General features: G+C 61.0%; 11 protein-coding genes. 4 read left to right on the forward strand and 7 right to left on the reverse strand.

Going from position 1 to position 12632, the window contains the following annotated elements:
* Positions 1-24: 24 nt before the first annotated feature.
* From WDN46_05530 to WDN46_05550, 5 genes are all read right to left on the reverse strand, one after another.
* On the reverse strand, positions 25-1020 hold the full coding sequence (locus WDN46_05530) for a nickel/cobalt transporter (protein ID MEJ0092890.1): 996 nt from the start codon (positions 1018-1020) through the stop codon (positions 25-27).
* Between the two features lie 76 nt (positions 1021-1096).
* Positions 1097-1744: a DUF1007 family protein gene (locus WDN46_05535; GenBank protein ID MEJ0092891.1), complete on the reverse strand. Its 648-nt coding sequence runs from the start codon at positions 1742-1744 to the stop codon at positions 1097-1099.
* A 244-nt stretch (positions 1745-1988) separates the two neighbouring features.
* A complete protein-coding gene (gene oxlT / locus WDN46_05540) occupies positions 1989-3260 on the reverse strand; it encodes an oxalate/formate MFS antiporter (GenBank protein MEJ0092892.1) in 1272 nt (423 codons plus the stop codon).
* A gap of 152 nt (positions 3261-3412) precedes the next feature.
* Positions 3413-4996: a sulfite reductase subunit alpha gene (locus tag WDN46_05545; protein MEJ0092893.1), complete on the reverse strand. Its 1584-nt coding sequence runs from the start codon at positions 4994-4996 to the stop codon at positions 3413-3415.
* A 2-nt stretch (positions 4997-4998) separates the two neighbouring features.
* On the reverse strand, positions 4999-6768 hold the full coding sequence (locus WDN46_05550) for a NirA family protein (GenBank protein ID MEJ0092894.1): 1770 nt from the start codon (positions 6766-6768) through the stop codon (positions 4999-5001).
* A 226-nt stretch (positions 6769-6994) separates the two neighbouring features.
* On the opposite strand from WDN46_05550, the gene ykgO reads away from it, so the two are divergent.
* Entirely contained in the window at positions 6995-7120 is a 126-nt protein-coding gene (gene ykgO / locus WDN46_05555; GenBank protein MEJ0092895.1) for a type B 50S ribosomal protein L36, read from the forward strand.
* Positions 7121-7194: 74 nt separating this feature from the next.
* Entirely contained in the window at positions 7195-8055 is an 861-nt protein-coding gene (locus WDN46_05560; protein ID MEJ0092896.1) for a hypothetical protein, read from the forward strand.
* A gap of 60 nt (positions 8056-8115) precedes the next feature.
* On the opposite strand, the gene WDN46_05565 is transcribed toward WDN46_05560, so the two are convergent.
* Positions 8116-8754, reverse strand: a complete 639-nt coding sequence (locus tag WDN46_05565; protein MEJ0092897.1) for a L,D-transpeptidase — start codon at positions 8752-8754, stop codon at positions 8116-8118.
* 226 nt (positions 8755-8980) lie between these two features.
* Between WDN46_05565 and WDN46_05570 the strand changes: the two genes are divergently transcribed.
* Complete coding sequence (locus WDN46_05570) at positions 8981-10123, forward strand: nucleoside transporter C-terminal domain-containing protein (GenBank protein MEJ0092898.1); 1143 nt, start codon at positions 8981-8983, stop codon at positions 10121-10123.
* Positions 10124-10130: 7 nt separating this feature from the next.
* On the opposite strand, the gene WDN46_05575 is transcribed toward WDN46_05570, so the two are convergent.
* Positions 10131-11549: a sodium:proton antiporter gene (locus tag WDN46_05575; protein MEJ0092899.1), complete on the reverse strand. Its 1419-nt coding sequence runs from the start codon at positions 11547-11549 to the stop codon at positions 10131-10133.
* 255 nt (positions 11550-11804) lie between these two features.
* On the opposite strand from WDN46_05575, the gene WDN46_05580 reads away from it, so the two are divergent.
* Positions 11805-12458 carry a MarC family protein gene (locus WDN46_05580; protein ID MEJ0092900.1) on the forward strand — a complete coding sequence of 218 codons (654 nt, stop codon included), beginning with the start codon at positions 11805-11807 and terminating at the stop codon, positions 12456-12458.
* The last annotated feature ends 174 nt before the right edge of the window (positions 12459-12632 follow it).

Genomic DNA, 12632 nt, shown 5'->3' on the forward strand with positions numbered 1-12632 from the left:
GCGCGACGCTTTTCGGGATCATGCTTAGCCGCTGAGGCGCCCCCCAGAGAGCGCCGCCATGAGCAAAGCCGCTCCAAACGCCGTGAGGGCGAGCGCCGCGGCGAACTCGAATAGGCGCCCCGAAATCATCACCCGCCAAGAGTCGGCTTTGGCGTAATGGGCGACGGTTTGCTTGGCTAGCACCGCCAAACTCGCCAGCGCGCCCGTGGTGATCGCGACGCCGAGCGACATGGCGAGGACCGCGCCGCAGCCGGCGATGAATATCCCCTGCGCCGAAGCGAATACGAGGACGAGGATCGCGCCGGAGCATGGCCTCGAGCCGGCGGCGGCGACGGTCAGCGCAGCGGTCCTCCAGGAGAAACCGGCGTCAAGCGCGCTCGGATCGGGCGCATGGAAATGGCCGCAGCCTGGACCATGCACATGAGCTGCGCTGCAATCATCGGCGAAGAAGCGGCCGCTCACGGAGCCGGTCGCTCCTGCGGGCGTGAACGCGGTGGAGGCAAAGCTCGCCACCGGAGCCTGCCGCCAGGCGGCGACCAGCGCAGCGCCTTTGGCGATGACCAGGGTCGCGCCGAGGGCGATGACGCCGACGTAGCTGACGATTTCCACCACATTCGCGGCGACCGTCATGTGTTTTGCCGTAGTACCCAATATAAGGAACGCAATTCCGACGAGCGCCACGGCGACCAGACCTTGAAGGAGCGCAGCGGCCAACGAAATGACGAGGCCTCGCCGCAGAATTTTTTCATTGGCGACCATGTAAGAGGCGATCACCGCTTTGCCGTGACCGGGGCCGGCGGCATGGAAAACCCCGTAGCCGAAACTGAGACCCGCCAGCGTCCAAGCGGCGGCTCCGCTCTCCTTCGTGGCGCGGACCGCGCCGGTGAGCAGGCGATAGAACCAGCTCTCTTGCGCCAGAATCCAGCCGCTGACCCCGTCGACGCTGGCCGCGCCTTCGTTGACGCCGACCGCGAAAGGATGATGCGCGCCTTGCGCAAGACATTGCGTTGAAAGCGCCATTGCGACGCAAAGCAAAGCCAGCGGCGCAAGCGGCCAAACTCGTAGCGAATGATGCGAAGGGCGTTTCAAACAATCCTCACGGACAGGCGACGATGACGGCGGCCGCCAGTTTGACGCCGAAATCGGAGCCTGGCGATAGGCCGCTAAAAAACGATTCCGTGAGCTTTTTGCTCTCCTCGGCGGCCAGGGGCTTTGCTCCCGTCACATTCGTCGAGCAGCCTTTCGGCGCATCGACGAAGCCGACCGGATTCTCTTTGTCGAGATCGAAAGCCACGAAATAGGTTGGATCATAGACCTGAAAAGAAAAGAGTTTCGGCGCCGCCGGGATTTTTAGCGGCAGCGTGAAGCGCAATACCACGAGCTTGTCCGGCCTTTCCTCCAGGGAATAGTCGAACGGGGCGCCGAACTCGACCTTGACGTTGTGAATCTTGGCGTGGGTGAAATAGTCGAACTCGTTAAGATCATCGACGTTGCTTTTGGCGAGCGGGGCCAGTTCTTCCTTGGTGAGAAGCTGGCCCTTCTTGCCCTGACCTTCCGTGACGAAAGCCGAATACATTTCGTCGAAGACCCAGGAGTGCCGAATAGCCTCGATCTCGCCTTTCGGCCCGAAAATCAGCTGCTCTTGCGCCGTGACCCAGACGTGCGGATGCGCCATGGCGGCCTGTGTGAGCCCGAAGGCGAAAAGCGCCGCGAAAATGAGCCTCAACCAGCAACCTCTGTTCATGCCTCTAGACTTAAAAGAATCTTTGAGCGCAAAAGTCCGGCCAAAGCGAGGCGAAGCCGCCACGGGATTTCCCGGCGGCGTGAAAGTAACCTCGAGATATCGAAATCACGGTTTGGTAAAAAATCTATGATCCGTATCGTCACGCTTGCGCCAGCTAGCTGCGGCGACGCATTCGCATCCGCGGGCGGAAAGACTGAGGGAGACTGCCGCTCTCTTCGCGAGCCTTCGCTCTGGCGGAGCCGCCTCAGCGCGCCATCCAGGCCCGGCGCATCGACTTCAGCACCGCGATGGCGAGAACTGCGGTCAACGTATCGGCTCCAATGGCGACGCTGAACACGGGGATCCAACTGCCGGTGTAGTCATGCAGCAACGACGCCATCGGTCCGCCGAGAATGGAGCCAACCCCCTGCGCCATATAGAGGAAGCCATAATTGGTGGTCGCGTTCCGCATGCCGAAGGTGTCGGTGAGCGTCGAAGGAAACAGCGAGAAAATCTCGCCCCAGCCAAAGAAGACGACGCCCGAGAGCAAGACGAAGGCCAGCGGATTGTGCAGCGTCAGCATCCACGCGGCCATCGCGACGGCCTCCAGCCCAAAGGCCAGAAACATGGTGTTCTCGCGCCCGATTTGGTCCGACACCCAGCCGAAGAAGGGCCGCGTCAATCCATTGGTGAAGCGGTCCAACGTCAGCGCCAGCGGCACCGCGGCCATGCCGAATACCAGCGCTTTGTTCAGCCCGTAGTCAGCGGCGAAGGTGGCCATCTGCGAGGTGACCATCAGCCCCGAGGTGGACATCAGGGCCATCATCGCGAACATCAGCCAGAACAGCGGCGTACGCAGCATCGCGCCGGGCTTTGTGTCTCGCCCCGAGGCTTCGGACTTCGTCACATGCTCTCCGCCCGCCGGCGGCGTTTTCAGTCCGAGCGCCGCCAGCACGCCGACGACGCCGAAGATAATGCCGTAGATCATTAGCGCGTGACGGAAGCCGCTTGAGGCGATGATGAAGGAGATCGGAAAGGTAGTGAGGATGGCGCCCATGCCATAGCCTGCTGCGACCAAGCCGACCGCGAAGCCGCGCCGATCCGGAAACCAGCGGACCATCAGCCCGACGACGCCGATATAAACGATGCCGGTGCCAAGGCCGCCGAGCAGCCCATAAGATAAATATAGCCCCACCAGCGAGGTGACGCCCGAGGAAATGACCCAGCTTATCCCGGTCAGCGCCACGCCGGCGGCTATCAGCAGGCGCGGACCGAAGCGGTCGATCAAATAGCCCTGAGCGGGGGAGAAGAAGGTTTGCAGCACAATCAGCAGCGAAAAGGTGACCTGAATCGCCGCGGGCGCTGCGCCGAGTTCCGCACCCCAGGACCGAGCGAAAAGCGTCCAGACATATTGCGGGCTGGAGATCGCCATCATGCAGATCAACCCGAGCAGAAGCTGGACCGAGCGCGTCCTGGACCGCACGGCCGGCGAGGCCGGCGCTTTAACGGCAACAGTATCGGCGGAAGCGGAATTCATAAGGCGCGCCTCTCCGGCAGCGCTCACGGAGGCGATCGATCAAAGCATCGCCCTACCGTCCGCCGGCGGTTCGAGTCCAGGCAAGCAGGAACCATGCCGTGGGTGAGCGCGAATTCGACGTCCGGCGCAAGCCGGTTCAATGCGACGTCAGCTCAATACACGTCAGCCTGATAGCGGCCGCTTTTCTTTAGATCCTGCACGAAGGCCTGCGCCGATTTGAGATCGACGCCCTGATGCTCCGCAACAATGTCGATCATCGCGCGCTCGACGTCGGCCGCCATGCGCTTGGCGTCGCCGCAGACGTAGAAATGCGCGCCTTTGCTCAGCCATTTCCACAGAAGCTTGCCGTCTTCGCGCATTTTATCCTGCACGTAGGTTTTGACGCCGCCATCGCGCGACCAGGCAAGCGAGAGCTTCGACAGGGCGCCTTTGGCCAAGAAGCCTTGCCATTCGTCTTCGTAGAAGAAATCGGCGGCGCGGCGCTGATGCCCAAAAAATAGCCACGCGCCCCCGGCGGCGCCGGTCGCCATGCGCTCCTGTAAAAACGCGCGAAACGGAGCCACTCCCGTACCGGGGCCGACCATAATGATCGGGATATCGGTCTGGGGCGGCAGCGCAAAATTATGCGCCTTCTGCACATAGGCCTTGAGCCGTGCCCCCGGCGTGATGCGCTCGCCCAGCCAGGACGAGGCGGCGCCGCGCCGGACCCGATCATGGATCAGATAGCGCACGTGATCGACTGTGAGCGAGACCCTATGCGGATCGGCTTTGGGCGAGGAGGAGATCGAATAGAGCCGCGGCTGCAGCAGCTCGAGGCTTTCCACAAAGGCTTCGGGATCGGGACGAATGCCGGGGAATTTCTCGAGCGCCGCGAGAACGTCGAGCGTCGCCGCGTCCCCCTCCGGGTCTTCCCCTTTGGCGAGGCTTTTCGCCATTCGCCGACGCTCCCCGCCGACCATATAGGAGATCAGTTCGAACAAGATGTCGGGCGCCGCGCCGAGCGAGAGATCCTGCAAAAGAACCTCCCGCAAATGCCGCCCGGCGATGGGAAAATCCGCCGGCGCATCGATCGCGCGCAATACGGCGTCTACAAGGGCTGGATCATTTTGCGGAAAAACGCCCAAACTATCGCCAACGGCGTAGGCAAGACCGCTTTCGCTAAGGTCAAATTCAATATGGAAAGTCGACTTTTCCGAATCTTCTTTGTTGAGCCGCGCGCGGGATAAAAACCTGACTTCCACGGGATTTTCCCGCGCAGAGCCGAGGGGCTTTTGCGGTTTTGCGGCAGCCGCAGAGGCCGGCGCCTCGTCTAGCGCTGGAGGCGGACCGCCTGCTTGAGCTTCCTCAAACAAGGCCTTCAACGCGCGGGCCGTCGGCTTCTCGCCGGGCGCGCAAAGATTGAGCCTCGTTTCCGCGCCGCCCGCGATGGCGTCCGCATATTTTTCGCAATCATAGCCGCACTGGCCGCAATCCTGCTGCGCCATCGCCGCCATCATCCGCAGACGCAAGGGGCGCCCGGCCGCAAGCTTTGTGCGATCTTCGAGCGGAATCGATGGGTCGTGCCAGGTGATTTCCTCTTCGGCCTCAACCGGGCTCATGACGGCCGCGCCTTGCGCCGCAGAGATGTCAGGCGCGATCAGGCCGGCGACAAAACCATTGAGCCAAGCGCGCTGCTCAGCCGTAAAAGGCGCGCTTTCCGGAATCAACGGAAGCATAGGCGGGGGAGATTGATGCAGGCTCATGCGGCGACTTTTACGACCATATCTTTGAGAGCTTCAACTGTGCGGTTTGCCGTGAAACTTTGGAATGTCTGATCCGGCGTGGTCCGGTAGGCGAGATAGGCCTGGAGCAGACTCTCCACGGCCCGCGGCGCTTCCTCGGCCTTTACGTCATGGAAAATCTCGCGGCCGATCGCGCCATCGGCGCCAAATCCGCCGCCGACGAAGACGTGAAAACCCTCGACGGCGTCGCCTTCTTCGTTGACGGGCACCCGCGCCCCGATCAACCCGATGTCGCCGATATAGTGTTGTGCGCAGGAGTGATGGCAGCCGGTGAGATGGATATTGACAGGCTGATCAAGTTTGACGCGCGGCTCGCACCATGCGGCGATCTCCTGAGCCGCGCCCTTGGTGTCGGCGGCTGAGAAGCGGCAGCCGCGCGAGCCGGTGCAGGCGATGAGGCTGGCCCGGATGCTGGAGGCCCTCCAGTCGAGACCCGTCGCCTCGACCCGCGCTTGCGCGAGGCCGAGATTTTCTTGCGCAATGCCGGAGATCAACAGATTCTGCCAAACCGTCAGGCGGATATCCCCGTCGCCGCAATCGCGGGAAATTTCGGCCAGTTCGCGCATCTGATCGCTGGTGAGCTTGCCGACTGGAAGCACCAAGCCGAGATAAGACAGCCGAGGCTGGCTCTGCGGATGCGCTCCAATATGAGCGTGGCGATCCTGCAAGGGACGGGGCGCGATGTGGGCGGCCTCGACGCGGGGCAGCGGCTTACCCAGTTTCTCCTCGACCAATTTGAGGAAGGCGTCGACGCCCAAATCGTCGAGCACATATTTGAGGCGCGCCTTGTTGCGATTGGTGCGGTCGCCGCGATCGATAAAAACCAGGACGACGGCGTTGGCGACCTTCGTCGCCTCAGCGGGGTCGATGACGACGCCGGTCGGGCGGGCGAGATCCATATGGCCGGTGATGCCGCCGAGAATCACACGGAAATAGACGCCGGCTGGAATGCTCGCTCCTGGCAGAACCTCAATGGCCTGGAAGCCGATGTCGTTGGTGTCTTCAAGGGTCGGAATCGCGCCGCCGCCATCGAAGGCGACATTGAACTTGCGCGGCAGACCGGACATCGTTCGATCGTTCTGGATGTGAAAATGCCACTCGCGCGCATAGGGGCGCGTGTCGAGGAGTTCGGATAATCCAATGCCGGCGGTTGCATCGCCAGTCACATTGCGAATGTTGTCTGCGCCCGAATGACGCGAAGAGAGGCCAAGATCCTGGATCGCTTCGAGAACATCGGTCGCGTGCTTCGCCTGGATTTCGCGCAGCTGGAGATTGGCCCGCGTCGTCACATGGCAATAGCCGCCGGCGAAGCGGTCGGCGACATCGGCGAGGCCGGATAATTGCCAGAATTTGAGAATGCCGTTGGGAATGCGCAGACGGCACATGTAGGAATCTTGCGTCGGCGCGACGTAGAACAGGCCATAGTAACGCCAGCGGAAATTATCCGCGGGCTTGGGAAATTCATCGCGAGCCGCCTGCCCTTTCAGGCGATCATAGGCGTCGAACGGATGTTCCTCGCGTTTCCATTTTTCCTGATCGGCGAGCTTTTTGCCCTGCGCCTCGAAGCGCGCCATGGCCGCAAGATGCGGCGCATCGGGTCCGCTTGGGGCCGGGGAGGAGCCGAGGGACGAGGCAGAGGCCAACCCCTTGCCGACGCGAGCAATCTGCAGGCCCGCCCCAAAGCCTTCAAGGTAGCGCTTTTGTTCGGGAGTGAAGTCGCCGCTCATCCATGTCTCCGGCCAATGATGGAAAAAGTGCGTTTGGGCCGAGTGGGTTTACAAGCAAGTTTTGCGCCAAAACAAGCCCCACGCTCTAGTCGCGCCGCATCATAGCCGGAAGCTTCGCCGGGCATATCGATTTTCTGTTGATTGACGGCCGCCGATAGGGCATAGGATCGCGATTGGTTTCAAACCGGCCGCAGCGGCCGGTTGTTTATATTCTGGGATCTGTCCGATGAAAGTCCGTAATTCGTTGAAATCGCTGCGTACTCGCCATCGCGACAACCAGCTGGTGCGGCGTAAGGGCCGCGTCTATATCATCAACAAGACGCAAAAGCGCTACAAAGCCCGTCAGGGCTGATGGTTCCGGCGCAATAAGCGCGCCGGAATTCAAATGACTTTGACCTTTTGAGCTTGTCTCTTTAGGCTGCGCCGATGCGCAAACCGCTCATTCTTTTGATATGCTTGGCGCAATTGCCTAGCGCGGCGTTCGTCGCTCAAGCTTTCGCCGACGACAAACGGCCGGGCGGCCTCCCGGGCGATTGGCGCACGCTCGGCGATGGTAAGACGCCAGAGCAATCGCCTCCGCGGCCTTTCGATTTTGGCCTCGATGGCTTGGTCCAGTCTCCCCGCCTCGCGCCCGGCCTCGGACAAAAGAGATTGGAGCAAGGCGAGCGCAAAACGGCGCCGGGCGCTCCAAGCGGAGCGTCGAATTCAGCCAATGATGCATCCGCCGCGCAAGCTGCCAAAGCCAGGGTCCGCGCCGAAAACCTCAAGAAAGCGATGGCCCCAAGGCCAGACCCCGCCGCGCTGCGCCAGCGCGCGCTTGATGAACTGTTCAAACAGCTGCGCGCCGCAACCGATCCGCGGGAGGCGAGGGATGTTGCGCAGGCTGTAGAGCGGGTATGGCTGCAATCCCAGTCCGATACAGCCAATTTGCTCATGCAGCGCGCGTTACTTTCGATTCGGAGCCAGGATTATCCTGTGGCGCTTTCGCTGCTCGATAAAATTCTGGATCTGGAGCCGGGCTGGGCGGAGGCTTGGAATCAGCGCGCGACCATCCGGTTTCTAACAGATGACCCGGATGGCTCCATGGCCGACATCGATCAGGTGATCAAACTGGAGCCGCGTCATTTCGGGGCGCTGGCTGGGATGGGCATGATCTTGCAGCGCGCCGGATTCGACAAAAGGGCGTTGGAGGTCTTCAACAAATCGCTCGAAATTTACCCTGAGCAGCCGGATGTCAAAGAGACGGTCGAGAAGCTTACTCTCGACGTCGAAGGCCGCGACCTCTGAGAATGCCGCCTGAGCGCGCGCCGCCTCAATGTGGAGGCCGCCCTGCAGCCTCCGGTAAATCTATTGATTCTGAGACCAGCCGTCGTCCCACATTGGCGATGGCAGAACGGGATGCATGATCCGCCAAGCTCTGGCGGAAATCGCCGAGCGCCGCATCGGCGCGTAGGCGAGCGGCTCGCGCGAGCGCCATGACCATGCTGTTGCATAGCTCTCTTCGATGTTGCGCTGGTGGCGGGCGTAGACCCCGCGCCGGCGTTCCGACCTTGCATAATGAGCGCTGTGTGGCGGGACGCCGGAAATCGAAATGTCGGCGCCTTCCGCCTGCACCATGCCATACAGCAGCGCGGCGTTGCCGGGAGCAAGACGAATGCATCCGTGTGAAGCAGGGCGGCCGAGATCGGCAGTCGAATAGGTGCCGTGAATTGCATAGCCGCCGTTGAAAAAGATCGAATAGGGCATTGGCGACATATGATACTTGTGCGAATAGTGCATTCGCTGCAATTGACTTGGCCGAAAATGCCCGCGCGGAGTCGCATAACCTGATCGCGCCGTCGAGACGGGCCAATCATAACTGGCGCCCTCGGCGTTCACATGCATCGTTTGCGAGCTGAGATCAATGGCGATATAAACCCTCGCCTCGGCTTGCGTCGCGGACAATAGACCGCATCCAATAGCGCAGATACCGACGATCTTACGCATCGCGAGCCTCCCGGCGGGGCTGGCCATGCCAGCCGCTAAGACGGTCTCACCTTATTACATTACCGTAAATCTTAAAGTTTCATTAAGGTTAACGCAGCTTTTTCTGCGTTGCGATAGGTAATGATTTGCCACAGCGCCCGGCTCCAATCAGTCGCCTATACTGACGGTTATAGCGGCGCCTTCGCTTTGCATTCAGCCGCAGCGGAACCTGTTAAGAGGAGCCTTGATGGATATTCTGCGCGGCGCTCTCGGCCTCATTGCGCTTCTCGGCCTAGCTTGGTTAATCAGCGAAGACCGTCGCCATCTGCGCTTGCGCATCGTTTGCGCCGCCCTCGCGCTGCAAATCGGCCTGGCGCTGCTGCTGCTCAAATTTCCGCCCGCCGCCGCGTTTTTCTTCTCGTTGAACGCGGCGGTCCTGGCCTTGCAGACAGCGACCGACGCCGGGACCTCTTTTGTGTTCGGCTATCTCGGCGGCGGCCCGGCGCCTTTCGCGGAGACGGAGCCTAGCGCCAGTTTCATTCTCGCCTTTCGCGCCTTTCCGCTGGTGCTGGTCATCAGCGCCCTGGCGTCGCTCCTGCTCTATTTCGGAATTCTTCAGCGCATCGTCGGCGCCCTCGCGTTCGCGCTGCGCCATACGCTCGGCGTCGGCGGCGCGCTCGGTCTTGGCGCCGCGGTGCACATTTTCGTTGGCATGATCGAAGCGCCGCTACTGGTGCGGCCCTACCTGAAAACCATGTCGCGCGGCGAGTTGTTCGCCCTCATGGCTTGCGGCATGGCCGGGATCGCCGGCACTGTGATGGTCATCTACGCCGCCTTGCTTCGTCCGGTCATTCCGGATTCGCTCGGCCATATTCTCATCGCCTCGATCATCTCGACGCCAGCGGCGCTCGCCGTCGCCGCCATCATGGTTCCGTTTGATCAGAGCGCAGGCAAGGCCGCGCGCCTCGAACTGGTCGATCCCCCCTCGACCGCCATGGAAGCCATCGCTCGCGGCGTCCACGACGGCATCGGGATAGTCGCCAATATCATATTCGGATTTCAGCCGATCATGTGGCTGATAGGGATTCCGTGGGCCGAGACGGCTACGGCGGCGACGCTGATGGGTGCGAAAACCGTCCTTAACGAATTCGTCGCCTATATCGATTTATCGCGCCTGCCGACGGAGGCTTTGAGCGTGCGCTCAAAACTGATCATGACATACGCGCTCTGCGGCTTCGCCAATTTCGGCAGTCTTGGCATCATGATCGGCGGCCTCACCGCCATGGCGCCTGAGCGCAAACACGACATTGTGGCCCTGGGCTTCCGTTCGATCATCGCCGGGACGCTGGCGACGTGTATGAGCGGCGCCGTCGTCGGCATGCTGATCTAATCGCGCCCTACAAAAACAACCAGGTAACAAGCGCAAAGAGCGGCAGCAGGATCGCGCCGGACCACAGCATGTAAGGGAAGAAACCCGGCATGCTGACGCCGGCGTTGCGGGCGATTGCGTAGACCATGAAATTCGGCGCGTTGCCGACATAGGTATTGGCCCCCATGAACACCGCGCCGAGCGAAATCGCCGCCAGCGTATGGCTGAGCGGACCCATCAGCGATGCCGGCTCGCCGCCGGCGAGCTCAAAGAACACGAGATAAGTCGGCGCATTATCAAGAAAGGACGACAGCAATCCTGTCGCCCAAAAATAGACCGGATTGTTCGGCGAGCCGTCCGCGTGCTCGAGAAGCGCGATGATTTCGGAAAACGCTCCATTCCTTCCGGCCTGGAGCATTGCCATAACCGGGATGATGCATATGAAAATGCCGGCGAAGAGATAGGCGACTTCGCGGATCGGCTCCCATTCGAAGCCGTTTTCCGCGCGGACCTTTTTATCGGTCAAGGCCAACGAGGTGAGGCCGACGCCGATCATCGCAACCTCGCGCACGAGGCTTTGCAGTTCGATCTTTGTCCCGAGCAGATCGAAGCTTATGCCCGGGCGCCAAACCCCGCTGGCGACAATGGCGGCGATCGCCGCCCCGATCAGCGCAATATTGATGAGGCCGGCGACGCGCAGATCGCAGCCTTCAGCCTGCGCGATTGCGGGCTTTGCTTCGCGCCGGCAAAAATAGGCGTCAATGAGGAAAAACAGCAGGAGCAAGACGCCGGCCGTAAATAATGTCTCGCGCCAAAGCGTTCGCAATGTCCAGAAAAAATCGACGCCGTGCAGAAAGCCAAGAAACAGCGGCGGATCGCCGAGGGGCGTCAACGCCCCGCCGATATTCGACACGAGAAAGATAAAAAACACCACGACATGCGCATTGAAGCGCCGCCCTGCGTTGGCGCGAATGAGCGGCCGGATCAGGACCATCGAGGCCCCCGTGGTGCCGATAAGGTTCGCTATCGTCGCGCCCAAAGCAAGGATCGCGGTATTGACGAGCGGCGATCCGGCGAGCCTGCCGGTAACGGCGATGCCGCCCGCTGCGGTGAACAGCGCGAACAGCATGAGAATAAAGGGCGCATAGTCGAGCGCCATATTGTGGAAGAGAGCGTGGAGCGTCGCGGGAAACCCCGCAACGGCTGCGAGTCCGGCGAGCGCCAGCAACGCCCAGAACGCGGCGGCCTTGGCGTAGTGAATATGCCACCATTGCTTGACGAGAAGGGGCCCAAGGGCAATCGACAGCAATATCCCGACGAAAGGCAGCGCCAGCGGCAGGGGTAGTTTTGAGCCGTCAAGTCCGGCGGCCGCAGCCGGCAAGGAAGCCAGGGCAAAGCAGGCGAGGGCTATAATCGCGGTCGCGGCCGCGCGCCTAAAAGCCGTCATGTCGCCTCGACAAATTCCCACTAACGGCCAAGATCAAGGGTAGTTTTACGGGCGGCCGCGAGACGCCGCAAGCTCCGGCTTGTTTAAAGCCTGACGGCTCGCCCCGCTACCTCGTACGCCTTGATCTTGGCCGCAGACGTGCTAAGGCGCCGCGTTTACAGAGCATCAATTCCGGCGTTGTGACGCTGAAGCCAGCCTAGCGCTGCGCTGCGCGCGGATGCCTGAAGATCCAAATCGGCCTTGGGGAATTGGTTTATGAGCCAAGAATTCACTTTGTTTCTGAGCACATTTGCGACGCTTCTCGCGATCATCAACCCGCTGGAGGCCCTACCGGTTTTTCTCAGGCTTCTGCTCGGCAAGAGCCCGGAAGAACATGCGGCGGTCGCACGCCAATCCTGCCTTTATGCTTTGCTGTTGATGCTGTTCTTTCTGCTGTTCGGCACATTGATCCTGCGGTTTTTCGGGGTGCCCTTGAGCATGGTGCGCATCGTCGGCGGCATCATCCTGATGAAAATCGGCTTCGAGCTTTTCGCGCCTTCGCCCTCTTCATCGATCATCCCGCCGGAAGGCGCGCAGAGCGACTCCAACATCGCATTCGTGCCGCTCGCCATGCCGATCATGTTCGGTCCAGGCGCGATCGCGACCATCCTCGGCATGGCTGCGTTCGTCAAGAAGGCCCAATCCGAGACCTCCGCCTTCGCGGCCATTGTCAGCGCGATTGTGGCCACTATGCTCGTTAACTATTTATGTCTGGCCTATGCGGGTTCGTTGGTTTCGCGCTTGGGGTACATGGGCATTGGCGCGATTACCCGCATAGTCGGCTTCTTCGTGTCGGCCATTGGCGTGGCCTTGATCTTCGATGGGATCATCGAGGCCCTGCAGACGCATGGACTAACAATGCTGCATTGATCCTGTGTTAATCGCTCAAGCCGCAGCTTGTGAACTTGCGGATGGCAGCCGACTGGAGCGGTTCTGCAAGGTTCGATCGGCGACCAGCGACAGGCCAGCGTCTTGAGCTATGCCTTGCTCGCTATAAAAAACATCGTTTCTGACGCGAACTTGAAAGTTTCTTCGAAACCTTTA

It is taken from the genome of Methylocella sp., from assembly GCA_037200525.1.
Taxonomy (GTDB): domain Bacteria; phylum Pseudomonadota; class Alphaproteobacteria; order Rhizobiales; family Beijerinckiaceae; genus Methylocapsa.